The sequence below is a fragment of the Paraburkholderia sp. J11-2 genome (assembly GCF_905220185.1).
Taxonomy (GTDB): domain Bacteria; phylum Pseudomonadota; class Gammaproteobacteria; order Burkholderiales; family Burkholderiaceae; genus Paraburkholderia.
The window spans coordinates 260,228-278,131 of record NZ_CAJMYY010000001.1; the positions used below are offsets into that span (position 1 = coordinate 260,228).

The 17,904-nt window shown below is 62.8% G+C and carries 16 protein-coding genes and 1 pseudogene; 12 read left to right on the top strand and 5 right to left on the bottom strand.

Features of this window, described 5'->3' with window-relative positions:
- Window position 1: 1 nt before the first annotated feature.
- On the bottom strand, window positions 2–1,957 hold the full coding sequence (locus tag U5A57_RS01190) for a site-specific DNA-methyltransferase (RefSeq protein WP_321907449.1): 1,956 nt from the start codon (window positions 1,955–1,957) through the stop codon (window positions 2–4).
- A gap of 444 nt (window positions 1,958–2,401) precedes the next feature.
- Window positions 2,402–2,632 (bottom strand): annotated as a pseudogene (locus U5A57_RS41640) (integrase core domain-containing protein); the annotation flags it as partial.
- Between the two features lie 547 nt (window positions 2,633–3,179).
- On the opposite strand from U5A57_RS41640, the gene U5A57_RS01195 reads away from it, so the two are divergent.
- The 5 genes from U5A57_RS01195 to ggt all read left to right on the top strand — a co-directional run bounded on the left by U5A57_RS01195 (window position 3,180) and on the right by ggt (window position 8,004).
- The gene (locus tag U5A57_RS01195; RefSeq protein WP_321907451.1) at window positions 3,180–3,857 is read left to right on the top strand and encodes a GntR family transcriptional regulator; all 678 of its coding nucleotides are present in this window, start codon (window positions 3,180–3,182) and stop codon (window positions 3,855–3,857) included.
- Window positions 3,858–3,925: 68 nt separating this feature from the next.
- Complete coding sequence (locus U5A57_RS01200; protein ID WP_321907453.1) at window positions 3,926–4,744, top strand: ABC transporter substrate-binding protein; 819 nt, start codon at window positions 3,926–3,928, stop codon at window positions 4,742–4,744.
- Window positions 4,745–4,759: 15 nt separating this feature from the next.
- The gene (locus U5A57_RS01205; RefSeq protein WP_321907456.1) at window positions 4,760–5,527 is read left to right on the top strand and encodes an amino acid ABC transporter permease; all 768 of its coding nucleotides are present in this window, start codon (window positions 4,760–4,762) and stop codon (window positions 5,525–5,527) included.
- A gap of 13 nt (window positions 5,528–5,540) precedes the next feature.
- On the top strand, window positions 5,541–6,341 hold the full coding sequence (locus U5A57_RS01210; RefSeq protein ID WP_321907459.1) for an amino acid ABC transporter ATP-binding protein: 801 nt from the start codon (window positions 5,541–5,543) through the stop codon (window positions 6,339–6,341).
- A 70-nt stretch (window positions 6,342–6,411) separates the two neighbouring features.
- Window positions 6,412–8,004 carry a gamma-glutamyltransferase gene (ggt, locus tag U5A57_RS01215; RefSeq protein WP_321907461.1) on the top strand — a complete coding sequence of 531 codons (1,593 nt, stop codon included), beginning with the start codon at window positions 6,412–6,414 and terminating at the stop codon, window positions 8,002–8,004.
- Window positions 8,005–8,050: 46 nt separating this feature from the next.
- Here the strand turns inward: ggt and U5A57_RS01220 are convergent, their stop codons facing one another.
- Window positions 8,051–8,497, bottom strand: a complete 447-nt coding sequence (locus U5A57_RS01220) for an SRPBCC family protein (RefSeq protein WP_158756736.1) — start codon at window positions 8,495–8,497, stop codon at window positions 8,051–8,053.
- Window positions 8,498–8,646: 149 nt separating this feature from the next.
- Between U5A57_RS01220 and U5A57_RS01225 the strand changes: the two genes are divergently transcribed.
- Window positions 8,647–8,940 (top strand): hypothetical protein, encoded by a 294-nt coding sequence (locus U5A57_RS01225; protein ID WP_158756737.1) that lies wholly within the window; start codon window positions 8,647–8,649, stop codon window positions 8,938–8,940.
- Between the two features lie 253 nt (window positions 8,941–9,193).
- Here the strand turns inward: U5A57_RS01225 and U5A57_RS01230 are convergent, their stop codons facing one another.
- On the bottom strand, window positions 9,194–9,502 hold the full coding sequence (locus tag U5A57_RS01230) for a DUF4148 domain-containing protein (RefSeq protein ID WP_233879016.1): 309 nt from the start codon (window positions 9,500–9,502) through the stop codon (window positions 9,194–9,196).
- Window positions 9,503–9,775: 273 nt separating this feature from the next.
- Here U5A57_RS01230 and U5A57_RS01235 point away from each other — a divergent pair, with 273 nt between their 5' ends.
- From U5A57_RS01235 to U5A57_RS01260, 6 genes are all read left to right on the top strand, one after another.
- On the top strand, window positions 9,776–10,030 hold the full coding sequence (locus tag U5A57_RS01235; RefSeq protein ID WP_321907464.1) for a DUF2282 domain-containing protein: 255 nt from the start codon (window positions 9,776–9,778) through the stop codon (window positions 10,028–10,030).
- A 19-nt stretch (window positions 10,031–10,049) separates the two neighbouring features.
- Complete coding sequence (locus tag U5A57_RS01240) at window positions 10,050–10,919, top strand: DUF692 domain-containing protein (protein ID WP_321907465.1); 870 nt, start codon at window positions 10,050–10,052, stop codon at window positions 10,917–10,919.
- Window positions 10,916–11,695 carry a putative DNA-binding domain-containing protein gene (locus U5A57_RS01245; RefSeq protein WP_321907467.1) on the top strand — a complete coding sequence of 260 codons (780 nt, stop codon included), beginning with the start codon at window positions 10,916–10,918 and terminating at the stop codon, window positions 11,693–11,695. The genes U5A57_RS01240 and U5A57_RS01245 overlap by 4 nt, the downstream gene beginning before the upstream one ends.
- 335 nt (window positions 11,696–12,030) lie before the next feature.
- Window positions 12,031–13,545 (top strand): sensor domain-containing diguanylate cyclase, encoded by a 1,515-nt coding sequence (locus U5A57_RS01250; RefSeq protein WP_321907469.1) that lies wholly within the window; start codon window positions 12,031–12,033, stop codon window positions 13,543–13,545.
- A 91-nt stretch (window positions 13,546–13,636) separates the two neighbouring features.
- Complete coding sequence (locus U5A57_RS01255; protein ID WP_321907470.1) at window positions 13,637–14,260, top strand: DUF2239 family protein; 624 nt, start codon at window positions 13,637–13,639, stop codon at window positions 14,258–14,260.
- Between the two features lie 395 nt (window positions 14,261–14,655).
- Window positions 14,656–15,960: a solute carrier family 23 protein gene (locus U5A57_RS01260; RefSeq protein WP_321907472.1), complete on the top strand. Its 1,305-nt coding sequence runs from the start codon at window positions 14,656–14,658 to the stop codon at window positions 15,958–15,960.
- Between the two features lie 75 nt (window positions 15,961–16,035).
- On the opposite strand, the gene U5A57_RS01265 is transcribed toward U5A57_RS01260, so the two are convergent.
- Window positions 16,036–17,703: a Na+/H+ antiporter gene (locus U5A57_RS01265; protein ID WP_321907473.1), complete on the bottom strand. Its 1,668-nt coding sequence runs from the start codon at window positions 17,701–17,703 to the stop codon at window positions 16,036–16,038.
- Window positions 17,704–17,904 lie beyond the last annotated feature (201 nt).

Here is a 17,904-nt window from a genome sequence, read left to right on the forward strand (position 1 = left end):
CTTAGTACTCTTCTTCCTCAAGAAGGTTGAGACGGGCCAAGATGGAATCAGGTATTTGCTGAAACCGATACAGCTCATCGTTCAGTGGCGACACGTTCGCGACCGCATAGATGTACACGGGTTTTGAAACGTTCGCTGCGGCGGCCTCGGCCATTATCTGGGTGCGGATTTCGCGCGTAAGAGCCTGATGCCCATTTGTTTTTCCTGCTTCCCAGACAAGTGCAATTCCAAAGCCGAGTCGGGTTTTACCTATTAGATACTTATAGCCGTCCATGCGGCAATCCATGCGGTTGGAATCTTCCTCGACGATTTGTAGGATGATGTCGGCTAGGTTTTCCCTAGTCGACTCCATAATCATCGTCTTGCTGACGTTGCGCTTCGCCTCGTAATACGTAAAGCCGCCGGGAATTGCAGGATGCACGGAACCGTCGGCCCATTGGCCAGAAAATACTCGCTTGAGACGTTCGGCGGTGAGGCGCTCCGTGTATTCGTCACGATCGATCTTCTTATTTGAAGGATCACCATTCTCGACGAGTACAAACCGGCGTTGGCCCCCATCTTCCGCGTTCATTGCCAGAACAGCATGCCCAGTGGTGCCGCTACCAGCGTACGGGTCAAAAATCAGTGCGTTCGGATCTCGCCACGTTACAAGATTGAACAGTTCGGCGAGTAACTCATGATCTTTTGGGTTTTCGAATACGCCCTTGCCAAGAATATTGGCGAGCGTCTCAACGCCGCGCTGACCCATTCGCCGGATTACCGACGTGGCAACCTCGGCCTCCATTTCGTGCAGGTACGTCTTCATACGGGGGATACCGGTATGGTCTTTTTTGAACGCTATCTTGTCGGCGTCAATTAGCTTCTGCATATCGGCTGGATCTGCAATCCGCCATCCAGACGCCGGAACCTTACACGCCTTACCGGTGACGTTATGCAGTACCGTATAACGAGGGCCACCCCCGCCCGGCCAATTAAGGTTTCCGTCGTCGTTGTATATGCCGTTACGATCGACTTTTTTGTACCGTATCTTCTTTGCGGGATGGTCTTCCGGCAGCTCTTTGAAAAAAGTGTTCATCGCACCCTGAATTTTCTTCGGGTCGTTCCCAAACTCACGCTTTGCTTCCGCGTATGCGGTCAAAATCTCATCCGCGCCTTCCTTGGGTTTTCGCCATTTTCCCTTGTAGCGACTCCACTCTTTTGTTTTTGCCATAAGTTTCATCTTCTCGTCGAGCGCATTTTTATCGCGCGCCCATACTAGAATGTACTCATGACCTTCAGAGAAATAACTCGCATCGTTCTTGCGGGCGCGTTCCCAAATGATTGTGGCGAGTCGATTTTTTTCGCCATACATTTCCTCAAGCAACATCCACAGACGCGGTAATTCATGTTCGTCAATCGAAATTATCAAGACACCGGTATGCTTCAGTAGTTTTCGCGCGGCCCACAAACGAGGAGCAATGTGATTAATCCATTTGGTATGGCGCGACGGGTCATCAAGCGAAACTCCTTTTTCGACGCGGCCCACGGCGTTTTTAAGTCGCTCTACTTCTGCTTTCGAAAAGCGATAGTTATCGTTATAGATAAACGTGTCCTTCCCGGTGTTATATGGAGGATCCATATAGATCACGTCGAAGCCCGTGCGTGGCCCCCCACGAAACTCGGTGAGCAATGATCGCATTACGGCCAAATTGTCACCGTCGATTACACGGTGCTCCCCACCTTTATTTTTTGGGAAGCTCCTTGCGCCGTCGCGCTTTATTGAGACTGGGGGCACATTTTCGGCTAGAAACCGATTGCGCCCTTGCCACACAAGCGTAGCGTCATTCGATCCGACATCGCTCACATTGGAAAACGCCCCGCGTACCATCTTGTCTTCGCGAAGCTCTTCGACAAGGCGGATGAGCTCGTCGCGGTCAAGTTCTTGTAGGGGCAAAGGGAAGTCTTTTTCTTGTTTCATGAAGCAGCGGAAATTCGATAGATGAGATTGCGCATAAATTCGGGTCCAATAGCGTTTGCGAAAGCACGCAAGCTTCAGGAGCCAACCGGATCCGATCGGTACTACACGTCCGCCGCAAGCCTCGTTGATCGTTCGCCGACAATTACGTTTTGCTGTCGGGGCGTCGTAGAGAGCTTGAATCAGGCGACGCAAGGATTGCGGAGGCGCAGCAATTCTTCGTATGTTCTCATACCCAAGGTCACCGGGCCAAGCTAGTGGCCGCATTGGCGGCGCGGGTGAGGTGAGCCGGACTTCGGCGATTTGCGCTGCAAAGGGGAGCCAAAGTCTCGCGAACTTGCCAGCTACCGGACTTTAGGCCACCGCGTACACCATTCGTAGGTTGGTGGCGTCGCCGGATTGCGGATGATGCAGTCGCCGGAATTAGTCCGGCGCTAGTTGCCCCTAGCTACCATGCGAGCTTACTGAGTTGTAGTCGGTGCGCCACGCTTCGATTCGTTTGCGCGCATCGCCGAGGCTGACGAATCCATGCTGGTTCAAACATTCCACATCGAGCGCCTTTGCTGACGAACTGAGGCCCGCTATCGACGTGAATCTGCTTCGGACAGCCGCCCAGTCCTTTTTTGTTTCCAACCAACCTCTCCAGGCGTAGCAGGATGTGCCGGCGAGGCGATCCAAATCGTGGATGTTCCTGCATCAACACCGTCCCTCGCTGCATATGTCTGCGGCCTTCATGCCTGGCGTCGGCTTCCTCCGGCCTCCCCAATTCTCTGTCCTTCAGTGAGCCGCGATTTCCTCATGGCAAGGTTTGTCCTGAGGCCTCGCCAGTAACTTCACCGTGGGATACTTCAGTGGGGGAAAGGTCGCAACGGACCCTGCAAAATTCGCGATCAGCCTATCGGGGGCAACTTTGGGGGCAACTGATATGAAAGAAAGCTTAAGATCCTTGTAGGGTAAGGATTTCATGGTCCAGTTTGATAGACCTCCGCACAACGTAATTCACGCTCACCGTCTCATACAGACTGAAGGCTGCGAATCCTTTGATTCACAGCCTTCTTCCTTTGATCGCTCGAATTTGCGAGCAGCGTGTCCAGAGATCTTCGCATTTGAGAGGCCGAGTTCGCCCCGCGCAAATCTTTTTTGAAAGACTGGATCCAAAAATCCACTCGTAGTACGCTGCCTCACAACAGCAACCCAAAGCGACGTCCTCCCGCACCGCACAAAAATGCCTGCCACCAGCGTCCGCAGCACCACCGGCCTAGCCTTAACGGCCGAAGAAGAGGCCTACCGCTTCCTGCTAGAAGCCATCATCGAAGGCCGCTACGCAGCAGGCCAGCGCATCGTCGCCGAAACGGTTGCCGAAGAACTCTCAATGAGCCGCATGCCGGTACGCGCAGCACTTAAAAGGCTCCACACTGAAGGCCTGATAATCCAGCGCCCGAACCGCGGCGCCATCGTCCGCGGCCTCACAGTAGAAGAAGTCCAGGACATCTTCGACATGCGCATCGCGCTCGAATGCCTGGCCATGCGCGTCGCCGCACCCCGCTGCACCGAAGCCCACCTAATCAAACTCCAGCGCCTGCTAGAAGACATGGACGCCTGCGTAGGCGACACAGACACCTGGGTTCAACGCCACTGCGCGTTCCACGAATACCTGTGTGAAATCAGCGGCCGCACGCGCCTCTACCAGCAAATCCACTCGCTCTACACGTTGATAGAAGGCCCCATGCGCCTGTGGATCGAGCAAGCCACCTTCAGACGCAAACGCGCACGCGACGCCCACCAGATCCTCATCGACGCACTGCGCACCCGCGACCCAGCGCAAGCCGAGCAAGCACTACGCGAGCACCTCGAATCAACCGTTCCCCAGATCATCAAGTTTCTAGAATCGCCCGCGTCATGAGCATGACGTGTCGGCATCCTAACTGTCGTCGCACCTCAAGCAGCTCATTTTCAGCCAGGAGCCTCCCGATGTCAGCAATTCAGTTCAAGCGTCTTCGTCTCGCCGCCTGCGCAGGCTTGGCGGTTCTGGCACAAGCAGCCGGAGCATCAGCAGCGCACGCCGCCGATCTGGGCCTCGTGAAAGGCGGCACGCTCACCTACTGTTCGAGCATGGACGCGCCGCCGCTCGCGTCCTACGACGAGAACCAGCAGCCGCGCGGCTTCTCCGTCGACGTGGCGCAAGACATCGCGAAGCAGCTCGGCAATCTCAAGGTCGAGTGGAAGGTCATGTCCTTTAGCGGGCAGATTCCGGCGCTGCAAGCGAAGCAATGCGATCTCGTGATCGGCCAGCTCTTCGACAAGCCGGAGCGCCGCCAGATCATCGACATCGTCGACTACATGTATTCGAGCCAGTCGATCATGGTGCCGCGCGGCAACCCGCGCCACGTGCGCTCGCTCGACGATCTCTCCGGCAAGAAGGTCGCGGTGCTCAACGGTACGACCATCAGCACGCTGCTCGACAAGGAGAACGAGAAGCTCAAAGCCGCAGGCAAGCAGCCCATGAACATCGTTGTCTATAGTTCGGATGCCGATGCATTTCAGGCCTTCCGTCTGAATCAGGTCGACGCTTACGGCACCACGGCGGAAAGCGCCGCGCACTTCCAGCAGGTCTCGGGCGACATGTTCGAGGAGGCGGTGCCGGGCTTCAATCGCATCGCAACGGGCATTGGCGCGCGCAAGGGCGAGCCGCTTTCTCCGGCGGTCGCGAAAGCCGTGGCCGATCTCGTGAAGAGCGATCGCTACAGCAAGATGCTCGCCACCTGGAAGCTCGAAAACGATCGCCTGTGAGCGCGGGGTGACGCCATGAATTTCAGTTGGGAAATCTTCCGGAAATTCCTGCTAGACCCGAGCCCGGCGTATCTGCACGGCTTGTGGCTCACGTTCTCGATCAGCGCCTGCGCGATCGTGTTCGGCGCCACGCTCGGCCTGATCGTCGCGCTCATGCGGCTTTCGTCGAGCTTGCCGGTGCAGTATCTCGCGCGCGGCTATATCTGGGTCATGCGCGGCACGCCGTTGCTCATGCAGATCGTGTTTCTGTACACCGCATTTGCCGCGGCGAACATCTTTCACTTTCACGATCTCGACTTCGGCATCATCTCGCTGCCGGGCAACATTCAGGCCGCCGTGCTCGCGCTCGGCATGAACTCGGCGGCATATCAGGCGGAAATCATTCGCGCGGGCTTGAGTTCGGTGGACAGAGGCCAGTACGAAGCGTCGCGCTCGCTTGGCATGACTTCGGTGCTGCTCATGCGCCGCGTCGTGCTGCCGCAAGCGTTCCGCATCATCGTGCCGCCGCTTGGCAACGAGTTCAACGTCATGCTGAAAAACACCACGCTCGTGAGCGTGATCGGCGTGCCGGAACTGCTGCTCAGCACGCAGATGATCACATCGGTGAACTTCCGCGTGTTCGAGCTGTATCTCGTGCTCGGCATTTACTTCCTCGCGCTCACCACGCTCTGGGGCTTCGTGCAGCGGCGGCTCGAAGCGCACTTCGGCCGCGGCGAGGCGAAGCCGGCTGCGAATACGCGTCTCTTTGGCGCGCAAACGATGAAACTGCTGCGGGGACGTTGACATGAGCGTTGACATGAACGAAGCACGCGAAATCGTCATCGAGGCGTCGGACATTCACAAGTCGTTCGGCGCGACCAAGGTGCTCAACGGCATTTCGTTGAGCGTTGCGAAGGGAGAGGTGGTGGTGCTAATCGGCTCGTCCGGGTCGGGCAAGACCACGTTCATTCGCTGCCTCAATCTGCTCGAGTCGTACGACAGCGGGCGGGTGCGCGTGAACGGGCATCTGCTCGGCTTTGTCGAGCGCCCGAACGGCACGCTGGTGCGCGATTCCGGGCGCCAGCTTGCACGGCAGCGTCGCGATATCGGCATGGTGTTCCAGCGCTTCAATCTGTTTCCGCACATGACGGCGCTGGAGAACGTGATCGAGGCGCCCATTCACGTGCTGAAGATGCCGCGCGAAGAAGCGGTCAAACAAGCAAAAGCGCTGATCGCGCGCGTGGGTCTTGCCGATCGCGCCGACCACTATCCGTCGCAGCTTTCCGGCGGCCAGCAGCAGCGTATCGCCATCGCTCGCGCGCTCGCCATGCAGCCGAAGGTGCTGCTCTTCGACGAGCCCACCAGTGCGCTCGATCCGGAAACCGTAGGCGAAGTGCTGCAGGTGATGAAAGAGCTTGCCGAAGACGGCATGACGATGGTCGTCGTCACGCACGAAATGGGCTTCGCTCGCGAGGTGGCCGACCGCGTGGTCGTGCTCGACCAGGGCGAGCTGATCGAAGAGGGCCCGCCCGAGCGCATCTTCACCGCGCCTTCGCATCCGCGCACGCAGACGTTCTTGAAGCGCACGTTGCGCACTGCAATGCCCGCGTCCGCGTAAAAGACGTAGCCGCGATGCAGCGTCACGTGAAATAAAACATCATCAGGACACCAAAGAGGAGAACGCTTCGATGCGTAACTTCGAAACGCCGGGCCGCTCGCTCGTCATGGCTCGCAATGGTATGGCCGCAACCTCGCATCCGAGCGCCACGCTCGCGGCCGTGCAGATTCTCGCTGCAGGCGGCAACGCCATGGACGCCGCAATTGCCGCGTGTGCGGTGCAGTGCGTAGTCGAACCGGGTTCAACTGGCGTGGGCGGCGACTGCTTCGCGCTCTATTCGCGCGGCGGCACGGATGACGTAATCGCCTATGACGGCTCGGGCTGGGCCCCCGCCGCAGCGAGCGCAGAGCGCTTGCGCGCAATGGGCATAGAAACGATTGCGCGCCACTCGCCGCACGCAGTCACGGTGCCGGGCGCGGTGGACGCATGGACCACGCTGCATCGCGACCACGGCCGCCTGCCGCTGCGCGACGTGCTCGCACCGGCAATCCGCTTCGCGGAGGAAGGCTACGTCGTCGCGCCGCGCACCGCGCACGACTGGGCCGCAGAGGTAGAAACGCTTTCGCGTGACGCCGTAGCGCGCACGACCATGCTCGTGGATGGCGCCGCGCCGCGCGCCGGCTCGACGCATCGTCAGCCGCGCCTCGCAAACACGCTGCGCGCCATCGCCGAAACGGGCCGCGACGCGTTCTACCGAGGCGCCATTGCCGCCGATCTCGTCGCGCAACTTCAGGCGCATGGCGGCTTGCACACGCTGGAAGACTTCGCGCAATTCCACGGCGAGTACGTCACGCCGATCCGCGCGAAATTCCAGGGCTATGACGTGATCGAATGTCCGCCTGCGGGGCAGGGCGTCATCGCGCTGCTGTTGCTGCGCCTGCTCGACAAATACGACGCCGAAGGCAGCCCGCTCGACGCCGACCGTCTGCATCGCGAGATCGAGGCGGCGAAGCTCGCGTACGCGGTGCGCGACGCCGTGCTAGGCGACCCGCGTCATGGTGCCGTCGACGTCGATCGCCTGCTGTCCGACGAATACGTCGACAAACTGCGCAGCCGCATCGACCTTGAAAGCGTGCTGGACCCGGCCGCCGCGATCTCCCAGGTCGAGCACCGCGACACGGTCTACATCACCGTAGTCGATCGCGACCGCAACTGCGTGAGCTTCATCAATTCGTTGTTCTATCCATTCGGCAGCGGGCTGATGGGCAAGGAATCCGGCGTGATGCTGCACAACCGCGGCATGAGCTTCTCGGTGGAGCCGGGTCATCCCAACGCCATCGCGCCGCACAAGCGTCCGCTGCACACCATCATCCCGGGGATGGTTGCACGCGACGGCCGCGTGCAGATGAGCTTCGGCGTGATGGGCGGCCACTATCAGGCGATGGGCCACGCGCATTTCCTCTCGAAGGTGCTGCATTACGGCCTCGACATGCAGGCCGCGATGGATCTGCCGCGCGTCTTCCCGCGCCCGGGTACCGGGACTGTGGAAATCGAATCGACATTGCCGGACAACACGCGTGCGGCGCTTGCCGATCGCGGCTTCAAGCTCGTGCCGGCAGCCGGCCCGATTGGCGGCTCGCAGGCTATTCGTATCGACTGGGAGCGTGGCGTGTTGACCGGTGCATCCGATCATCGCAAGGATGGCTGCGCGCTCGGGTATTGAACAAGCACGCGGTCGAGAAAAGAAAGGGGCGCGAGCCCCTTTCTACTTACTGGCTGATTTCGGCTTCAACGAGCTTCGCAAGCAACCCCAGCGACTCCTGCCAGCCGAGATAACACGCCTCGACCGGAATGATCTCCGGTATGCCTTCCTGCACGACGGTCATTTCCGCGCCGAAAAACACCGCGCGCAATTCCACCGTCGTTTGCATGGTGCCGGTCAGGTGCTCGTCCTCGAACACGCCGGTGTAACGCAATCGCTCGTTCGGCACGAGTTCGAGATATTCGCCGCCGAACGAATGACCGTGGCCGGCCGTGAAATTCTTGAACGACATCCGGTAACGGCCGCCGACTTTCGCGTCGAGTTCATGGACGGTGCACGTGAAGCCGTTGGGCGGCAGCCATTTCACGACCGCGCTGGCGTCGAGGAACGCGCGATAGATGCGCTCGGGCGGTGCGCGCAGCACGCGGTGCAGGCGGACGGTGTTCGATGCCATGGCTAAGCTCCCAGGGTGGTGGATCGCCCTGCAATAGTAGGCCACCCGCCCGGGGCCCATCGCCTAAACTTCCCAATACCGAACGCCCGGCTGCACACCCATCGGCCGGATAGCCCGCAGCCGCTCACCCGCGGCACCCGGAGGTCACCATGAGCGCTCAACCGCTTGCGATGCATCAGGTCGACTACGAAGGCTTCGAGATCCACGTCAGCGCCACGCCAACCGAAGAGGGCGCGAACCGCTACACCTATACGGCCTACGTGTGCCATCCCGGCGCGAATCCCGCGAAGCCGGGCCACACGGTCACCTATCACGCGGACGGCGACGAAACCTGGCGCAGCGAGCAGGACGCCACCGAAGAGGCGGTGCACGTGGGCCGCAGCATCATCGACGGCACGCACCCCGATCTTTCCGTGCTCTCGCTCGTGACCCACGGCTTTTGAGCCGGGCGGCCGCGCTGGGAAAGCGGGCCGCATGCGACGCGAGAGGGAAGGAGGAAAAAGGCCCGGACCGCAGTCCGGGCAAAGCCACCGGATTTCCGGCGGCGGAGGTTTTCGTGGGCGTGCCGCTCTTTCCGCCGGGCGCGTTGCACGCGCGGCTTAGAAATGAACGGCGGGCCCGCTCTCTCTCAATTGGGAGAGCGGGCCCGCCAAGCGAAGCTACGCGTCGTGCACTGGCACCACGCGTGCGCCGCGATTACTGGCCGAAGTAGGTCGGCTTGATGTTCGGGGCGCGGGTGCCGGACTGGACGCTGCCGTTCGTCGATGCGCCGTAAGCCGTGGCTTGCGCTGCGCCGTTCTGCTGGGCGACGCGCGCCTCGGCAGCCTGCAGGTCTTCCGGATAGTACGGGCTCGACAGGTTCGGACGGTAGCCGGCCTTTTCCAGCTGGACCAGTTCGGCGCGAACTTGAGCGCGCGTCACGGGCGCTTGCTCGGCTTGTGCGAACGACAGGGCCGGAGCGGCGAGGACGGTAGCGGCGAGTGCAGCAGCAATCAGATTCTTCATGGTAACAACCTCCGAAAATTATGTGGTCGGTTCGTAACAATCTTGTTGCTCGAATCGTTGGTGAGACTTTATTGCAGTGCACTTCAAAGAAAAACACCGCAATCCAGCAAACATCATTACTTGAACTGCAATAATTCCGTGAGCCTGCGGCGCTTCGGCCGGGCCGGGCGTCGCGTGGTGAGGCAAAATAGGGCGCGCGAGGCCGCGCGTTGCGACGGCTGCGTATCCCAATTGCTTGCTGCGAAACCATTTCGAAGTTCAAGGAGAAACGCAATGAAGAACTCTCTCGGCCGCCAGGCACTGATTGCCGCCGCGCTGGCGGGTCTTGCGACGGCCGGTGCGGGCGTGGCCCACGCGGACGACACCGTGAATTGCTACGGCGTCGCTAAGGCCGGCCAGAACGATTGTTCGAGCAAGACCGGCGTGCACGATTGCGCGGGCCAAGCCAAGGTCGATCACGACAAGGGCGACTTCAAGACCATGCCGAAGGGCACGTGCGCGAAGCTGGGCGGCACGCCGGAAAAATGAGCCTCGAGGCTGAGCGGGTGTGCCAAAAAGCGGGCGCAACGTGAGCGCGCGAGGCGCATTGAGTGGCGTGGGCATCGGCCTGCGTCACGCGCATTACGAGGCCTTCATGGCGGGGCCGCCTGCCGTCGACTGGGTCGAGGTCCACAGCGAGAACTACTTCGGTGGTGGCGGCTACGACCTGCATGTGCTCGAAACCGTACGGCGCGATTTGCCGGTGAGCCTGCACGGCGTGGGGCTTGGACTTGGCTCGGCTGCGCCGCTCGATGTGGCGCATCTCGCGAGGCTTGCGCAGTTGGTGGCGCGCATCGAGCCCGCTTTGGTGTCCGAGCATCTATGCTGGGGCGCGAGCGCACAAGGCGCGCTGCACGATCTGCTGCCAATGCCGCTCACGCAAGTCTCACTTGATCACTTGAGCGCGCGCGTCTCGCAGATGCAAGACGCGCTGGGCCGCGCTGTACTGATCGAAAATGTTTCGACCTACGTACGATTTCGCGGCGATACCTGCAGCGAGGCTGAATTCCTTGCGGCGCTCGCGCAGCGCACGGGCTGCGGCGTGCTGCTCGACGTGAACAATCTGTACGTGAATCAATGCAACCACGGTGAAGATGCACTGGCGGCAATGGCCGCACTGCCGCCGCAGATCGTCGGCGAGATTCATCTGGCGGGGCATCGCGCAACGCCTGCCGCCGTGATCGACGATCACGGCTCGCGCGTCGCGCCGGCGGTCTGGTCTCTGTATGAGACCGCGCTCGAACTGTTTGGCGCGACGCCCACACTCATCGAGTGGGACACGGCGGTACCGTCGCTCGAAGTGCTGCTCGACGAGGCACGTCTCGCGCGCGAACGGTTCGCGAAGCACGCACAAATCGCGCAGGAGTTGCGCTCATGACCGCGCGCGACACACTGGAAGCGATGCAGCAAACCTTCGCCGCCGCGTTGGACGATCCCGACGGCGATGCGGCGCTCGCCAACGAGATGCTTCCCGCCGATGCAGCACTGCTGCACGAGCGCATGGGCCTTTATCGCGGCAACGCTCGCGCGGCGCGGCGGCTTGCGCTCGCGAACGCCTATCCAGTCCTCGCGGCCCTAACTGGCGAGACCTACTTCGAAGCACTCGCGCTAGCGTACGCGCGCGCGTATCCTTCGCGCGATGCGGACCTGAACCGCTTCGGTGCGGAGTTGCCTGAATTCATCACGCGTTACGAGCCTGATGCGCGCTACGCGTATTTCGGCGATGTCGCGCGACTCGAATGGGCGTTGCATACGGCCAACTATGCAGCGAATGCTGCGCCGCTCGACGCGCAGCAATGGCAAGCGCTCGGCGCAGAGCGTCTTGCGCAATCGCATCTCGTGGTGCACCCGGCATGCGCTGCGCTCGCCTTGCGCTTCGACGCCGTGGCGATCTGGCGGGCGCATCAGCCGGACGGCGTATGGCCTGAGCGTGTGGACGTGCCCTCGTGGGCGCTCGTGGTCCGGCCGCAATGGCGGCCTACAGTGCTCGTGCACACGCACGCCGCGCACGCAGCGTTCGTCGCACTGCAAGACGGCGCCACGCTCGACAAGGCGCTTGCCGAGGCATTTGACATCGACCCGGCTTTCGACTTCGGTGGTCAATGGCGCGCGTGGATCGAGGCGCACGCAATCGTCGGCGTGCGCGGCGACTGACCACGCGGCATGACACGCTCATACGGAGTCTCGCCATAAAGCAGAGGAATCCAAAATAACAAAAACAATGCGCCTCTCGAAAACACACTTTATTCAGGAGAATAGGGCGCAAAAAACGAGCCCCGCCCCAAACAACCACCCCCAACCGGACTTGCCCGCATAGCAACGCATCACGCGGCATGCGAGGATGAATGCATACGCACAGCATGCGTCCGCCGGCCGTTGTACACTCGATTGCACCCCGGCGCGCGGGGCGCCGGACATCGTCCGCGGTCGGGCGCAGGCAAGCGCCTGGCAACCGGCGCCCGTGCAAGGCCAGCCCCCGAAGGCCCGAGATGATCATCCGCCGACCGAACGCCGTGCTTGCCATCGGCATTGCGCTCGCCGCAGTGCTGACGCTGGTCGCCGCGTGGGTCATGGCGCAAATGCGGCACGACGCGCTTGCGAGCGCCCGCGCGTCCGCCTCCAACATGGCACTGCTTTTCGAGCGCGACACCGCGCGCAATTTCGACGTCTACGACCTTTCGTTGCAAGCCGTCATCGACGCCATTGACGATCCGCGTCTCGCCGCGCTGCCCGCCGACATTCGCCAGAACGTGCTGTTCGACCGCTCGGCCACGGCAAAGAATCTCGGTGCGATCTTCGTCACCAACGCGGCGGGCGATGTGGTCTTCGATTCGCGCTCGGTGCCGCCGCGCGTGCTCAATGTGGCCGACCGCGACTATTTCATCGCGCAGCGCGACTCGCCGCACGCGGGACTCTTTCTGAGCCATCCGTTCATTCCACGCGACGGTCCCGCCAACGCGACGATTGGCATGAGCCGCCGTCTCTCGAACCCCGACGGCTCGTTCGCGGGCGTCGTGGTCGGCACGATGCGGCTCGATTATTTCCGGCACCTGTTCGGTGGCGTGAACATTGGCACGAACGGCACGGTGGCGCTCACGCTCGCAGACGGCACGCTGCTCATGCGCCGCCCGTACGATCCACAACTGATCGGCAAAAGCATTGCGGAATCCGAACTCTTCCGGCGTTTCCAGCGGTCGCAGGCTACCGGTTTTTTCTCGCTCGGCCCGATAGACGGCGTGCGGCGCTGGTTCGCGCTGCGACGCGTGGAAGGCTATCCGCTCGTGTTCAGCGTGGCGGTCGCGGCGGACGACATCTACCGCGAATGGCGCGTGCGCGCCTGGATCATCGGCACGCTCACGGCAGTGCTGGACGTTTCGTTGATCGCGCTCGCGTTGATGTTCACGCGCCAGTTGCGCCAGCGTGGCGCGGTGGAGGCGGAGTTGCGCGTGCAGGCGGGCACCGATGCGCTCACGTCGCTCGCGAACCGGCGCGCCTTCGAAACCCGCGCGGACCACGAATGGGCGCGCGCACGCCGCTCGGGCAGCCCGCTCGCGCTCGTGCTGATCGATGTGGACCGCTTCAAGCGCTACAACGACCGCTACGGCCACCTGGCGGGCGACGACGCGCTCGCAGCCGTTGCGCATGCGCTCGGCGCGCACGCACGCCGCGCGGCGGACTGTGCTGCGCGCTACGGCGGCGAGGAGTTCGTGCTGCTGCTGCCCGAAACGGGCGAGGCCCAGGCGCTCGCGCTGGCCGAGAAGGTGCGCGCCGCGATCGAGGCGCTGGCGCTGCCGCACGCCGATAGCCCCAACGGCGTGCTGACCGTGAGCGTGGGCGTGGCGTGCACGACGCAAAGCGGGTTTGCAGACTGGCGCGCGCTGACCGACGCCGCCGACGCGGCGCTTTACACGGCCAAGCGTTCGGGCCGCAACCGCGTAGCGGCATGGCTGCCGGCAGCGACCAACGACGCGCGCGGCGCGGATCTCGAAGGCCGCACCGGCTGACCACGATCAAATTTTACCCGGATGATATTGCGCGTCGTAATTTACCCGGGTAATATTCGCCCATCATTGGAAATCAAGAAGGAGAAAAACGATGGTGGTGGCGAACAGTTGCACGGCATTTGCGGGCACGCGTCTGATTGCGCGGGGCGCGCCGCTTCAGGTGGCGCTGGCGGTCAAGGCGGAACTCGAGCGTGAAGGCAACGAAAACGGTGCGGCAGTGCTGGTTTTCGACGACCGCGACGCGCGTCCGGTGGAGTTCGATCTGCGCGGCACGAAAAGAGAGATCGAGGCGCGACTCGTCGCGCAGGCAAGCAGCGAGCAGGCCGCAGCGGCGCTGAATGCTGTAGACGAAGAAGCGCAGGAAGACGCCCCGCGCGGCCGCGGCCGCCCGAAGCTTGGCGTGGTCGCTCGCGAGGTGACGCTGCTGCCGCGTCATTGGGACTGGCTCGGCGCGCAGCCCGGCGGCGCCTCCGTGGTGTTGCGCCGACTCGTGGATTCGGCACGCCACGCGAGCGAGGCACGCGAACGCGTGCGCGCGGCCCAGGAAGCCGCGCATCGCTTCATGACCGCGCTGGCCGGCAATCTACCGAATTATGAGGAGGCGTTGCGTGCGCTCTACGCGGGCGAGCGAAGCCGTTTCGAAGCGGCGAATGCACCCTGGCCGGAGGACGTGCGCGACTATGCGCGGGAGTTGGCGCAAGCCGCATTCGCCTGAACGCACGAACGGCCAAAGTGGGGCAAAGAGGAACTCAGATTGAGCGGGCAAAAAAAAACCGCTCAAGCGGGGGAGCGAGAGCGGAGAAGTCGGAGAGTTTACAACTTACAACCTACAACCTCTGCATGAACTGTCATGGGGTCACGCAGCAACGAAAGTCTAGGTCTCGTATCCTGCCCCGAATATAGGAGGAGTCTGAAACTCCATTCGGCATTCACTTAAGACCTCGTATCGGCGAACGCCGGCATGGTTTCGGACGCCTGACATCCGGCTTGCCACGCGGATTGCGGCTCCGTACACTCCCGCCTGATCTGCATCAAGGGCGGCCATTGCTTCGAGGCGCCAACAATCAAAACCAGAACCAAAACCGCAAATCACGCCGACAAGAGGAACCCATGTCCGACTCCTATTTCCCCCGCTGGCGCGCGCAGACGGGTGACACCCGCGGTGTCGTCGCCCCCGACGAGCGCCTCGCCTGGCCGCAGATGTTCGCCATGGGCGTGCAGCACGTCGTCGCCATGTTCGGCTCGACCGTGCTCGCGCCGCTGCTCATGGGCTTCGACCCGAACCTGTGCATCTTCATGTCGGGTGTCGGCACGCTGCTGTTCTTCGTGGTGGTGGGCGGCCGCGTGCCGAGCTATCTCGGTTCGAGCTTCGCGTTCATCGGCCTCGTGATCGCCGTGACGGGCTACGGCGGGCAGGGCGCCAATCCCAACATTCCCGTGGCGCTCGGCGGCATCATCGCGTGCGGCGTGGTGTATACGCTGATCGGCCTGCTCGTTTCGGCGGTCGGCACCAAGTGGATCGAAACGCTCATGCCGCCCGTGGTGACTGGCGCGATCGTCTGCGTGATCGGGCTCAATCTCGCGCCCATCGCCGTGAAGGGCGTGAGCAGTTCGACCTTCGACTCGTGGATGGCGATCGTCACCGTGCTCTGCGTGGGCGGTGTGGCCGTGTTCACGCGCGGCATGCTGCAGCGCCTGCTGATTCTCGTTGGCCTGCTGATCGCTTATGTGATTTACGCGATCATCACGAACGGCATGGGCCTCGGCAAGCCGATCGACTTTTCGATCGTCGCAAATGCCGCCTGGTTCGGCATGCCGAAGTTCACCGCGCCCGTGTTCGACCCGCACGCCATGACGCTGCTCGTGCCGATCGCCGTGATTCTGGTGGCGGAAAACCTCGGCCACATCAAGGCCGTTTCCGCCATGACGGGCTACAACCTCGACCGCTACGTGGGCCGCGCGTTCATCGGCGACGGCCTCGCCACGATCGTTTCGGGCTTCGCGGGCGGCACGGGCGTGACGACCTACGCGGAAAACATCGGCGTGATGGCCGTGACGAAAATCTACTCGACGCTCGTGTTCGTGATCGCCGCAGTCATCGCGCTCGTGCTCGGCTTCTCGCCGAAGTTCGGCGCGGTCATTCAGACGATTCCGGGCCCGGTGCTCGGCGGCGTTTCGATCGTCGTGTTCGGTCTGATTGCCGTGACGGGCGCGCGCATCTGGGTCGTCAACAAGGTGGACTTCTCGGACAACCGCAACCTCATCGTCGCCGCCGTCACGCTCGTGCTCGGCGCGGGCGACTTTTCGCTCAAGCTCGGCGGCTTTGGCCTCGGCGGCATCGGCACCGCCACGTTCGGTGCGATCATTCTCTACGCTCTGCTGCGCCGCAAGCCGGCGCAGGAAGCGGCGGTCTAAGCTTCACCGCTATTCCCCGCTAATGCGGCGCCGGTCCTCGGCGCCGCGTTTTCCTCACTCTCATCAGGCTCGCGCTTAGCTGCGATTGCGTCCGCGCGTCGTCATCGCCGTTTCCGAGAGATCGACTTCGCGCATCAGCTTCGCCAGCGTTTCGTCGTTGATCTGCATCTGGTTGCGCAGCTTGAGCAGCGTCGCGCGTTCGGCGCGCATGCCCGCGAGGCGCATTTCCAGCTCCAGCGCGTCCGAGCGGCGCGCGTGCGCGCTGCGGTCGCGGTCGGCGTCGAGCGAGGCGAGGCGCCGGCGGTAGGTGTCCATCACGCGCGCGGTCGTGTCGGCGGCGTAGGTGGCCTGCGATTCGTCGAGATCTTCGCTCACCTTTTCGTGCACCGCGTCCACGGCGCGGATGCCCGCCTGCGCCGCCTGGATGCGCGCCTGGCGCTCCTCGGCCGCGTGCGGCCCCTGCGCGCCGCGCCGCACGCCGCGCAGCAAGAGCGGCAGGCCGACGATCGCCACCAGCAGCGAAGCGAGGATCACGCCTGTCGCGATGAAAATGGCGCTGTCGCGCCCCGGCAGCGGACTGCCGTTGGCAAGCGCCACGGGCAGCGAGAGCACGCCCGCGAGCGTGACTGCGCCGCGCACGCCCGCCACCGTGGTGATCGCCACGGTGCGCAGCCCCGGCACCGCGTTCGCCACGCCGTGACGCGCCGCACCGCGGCTCGCCACCCAGCGCAGCAGCCACACCCAGCCAAAGCGCATGGCGTAGAGCGCCGCGAGCACGGCGGCGATATAGCCGATGAGGCGCAGCATCTGCACGTTGCTCGTGTGGTGCGCGTCGAGCAGCGCCTTGCCGAGAATGCCCGGGAACTGCAGGCCGAGCAGCGTGAACACCATGCCGTTGAAGACGAACTCGATCATCGACCACGTGCTCGTTGCGCGCACGCGCGTGGACACCGGTCCTTTGTGCGCGACGCTCGTGTAGTTCATCGTCATGCCGGCGGATACGGCCGCGAGCACGCCGGACACTTCGAGGTGCTCCGCGAACAGATACGCCGCGAACGGAATGAGCAAGGTCAGCACGACGCCGGGCGCGGGGTCGCCTTCTTCGGTCACGTTGAGAAAGCGCTCCGAAACGAAGCTGAAGAGCCAGCCGATCAGCGCCCCCAGTGCGAGACCGCCCGCCGCGATCAGCACGAAGCTCAGCGCCGCCGCGCGCAGCGAAAAATAGCCGGTGAGCGCGGCCGCCACGGCGAACTTGAGCGCGACGAGGCCCGAGGCGTCGTTCATCAGCGCTTCGCCTTCGAGGATGTGCATGAGCTGCGAGGGAATCCGGTCCTTGCCGGCAATGCCCGCGAGCGCCACGGCGTCGGTGGGCGAGAGCACGGCGGCGAGCGCGAAGGCGACGGGCAGCGAGATCTGCGGCACGAGCCAGTGCACGAAATAGCCTACGGCAACGACCGTCAGCAGCACGAGGCCGAGCGCGAGCATGAGAATCGCGCGGCGCTGCATGAAGAACTCGCGCTTGGGCATGCGCCAGCCGTCGGCGAACAGCAGCGGCGGAATGAACAGCGCCATGAAGATGTCGGGATCGAACGTGACGTGCGGATTCACGAGCGGAAACGTGAGCAGCGCGCCAATGCCGATCTGCACGAGCGGCAACGGCAGCTTGAGGGGCACGGTGCGCGCGATGACGCCGGACAGGGCGACAGCAAGCAGCAGAATGAGAACGGTGAAGAGGATGTCCATCGAAAAACTTGGCGGGGGCGAAACGGGACAAAAACGGGACGATGCGCAGGAGCGCCGAAGCGGGAAGCCGTGTTCTTCGTTCGCGCGCGGTACGGCACTGCGTTCTGGCGCGCATTACAGAGGGGCGGGCCGGTCGAGGGAGAGTGTAGCCTGACGCGTCTGTAAGCCGCCGCGAAGCGCGCAGAGTGTGTGCGTGGCGAG

What these genes read in the sequence shown, in the direction of transcription:
- U5A57_RS01205 (WP_321907456.1), top strand. Translation starts at nt 4,760, where the DNA reads ATGAATTTCAGTTGGGAAATCTTCCGGAAATTCCTGCTAGACCCGAGC.
- U5A57_RS01200 (WP_321907453.1), top strand. Translation starts at nt 3,926, where the DNA reads ATGTCAGCAATTCAGTTCAAGCGTCTTCGTCTCGCCGCCTGCGCAGGC.
- U5A57_RS01225 (WP_158756737.1), top strand. Translation starts at nt 8,647, where the DNA reads ATGAGCGCTCAACCGCTTGCGATGCATCAGGTCGACTACGAAGGCTTC.
- U5A57_RS01195 (WP_321907451.1), top strand. Translation starts at nt 3,180, where the DNA reads ATGCCTGCCACCAGCGTCCGCAGCACCACCGGCCTAGCCTTAACGGCC.
- U5A57_RS01190 (WP_321907449.1), bottom strand. Translation starts at nt 1,957, where the DNA reads ATGAAACAAGAAAAAGACTTCCCTTTGCCCCTACAAGAACTTGACCGC.
- U5A57_RS01265 (WP_321907473.1), bottom strand. Translation starts at nt 17,703, where the DNA reads ATGGACATCCTCTTCACCGTTCTCATTCTGCTGCTTGCTGTCGCCCTG.
- U5A57_RS01245 (WP_321907467.1), top strand. Translation starts at nt 10,916, where the DNA reads ATGACCGCGCGCGACACACTGGAAGCGATGCAGCAAACCTTCGCCGCC.
- ggt (WP_321907461.1), top strand. Translation starts at nt 6,412, where the DNA reads ATGCGTAACTTCGAAACGCCGGGCCGCTCGCTCGTCATGGCTCGCAAT.
- U5A57_RS01220 (WP_158756736.1), bottom strand. Translation starts at nt 8,497, where the DNA reads ATGGCATCGAACACCGTCCGCCTGCACCGCGTGCTGCGCGCACCGCCC.
- U5A57_RS01260 (WP_321907472.1), top strand. Translation starts at nt 14,656, where the DNA reads ATGTCCGACTCCTATTTCCCCCGCTGGCGCGCGCAGACGGGTGACACC.
- U5A57_RS01255 (WP_321907470.1), top strand. Translation starts at nt 13,637, where the DNA reads ATGGTGGTGGCGAACAGTTGCACGGCATTTGCGGGCACGCGTCTGATT.
- U5A57_RS01210 (WP_321907459.1), top strand. Translation starts at nt 5,541, where the DNA reads ATGAACGAAGCACGCGAAATCGTCATCGAGGCGTCGGACATTCACAAG.
- U5A57_RS01235 (WP_321907464.1), top strand. Translation starts at nt 9,776, where the DNA reads ATGAAGAACTCTCTCGGCCGCCAGGCACTGATTGCCGCCGCGCTGGCG.
- U5A57_RS01250 (WP_321907469.1), top strand. Translation starts at nt 12,031, where the DNA reads ATGATCATCCGCCGACCGAACGCCGTGCTTGCCATCGGCATTGCGCTC.
- U5A57_RS01230 (WP_233879016.1), bottom strand. Translation starts at nt 9,502, where the DNA reads ATGAAGAATCTGATTGCTGCTGCACTCGCCGCTACCGTCCTCGCCGCT.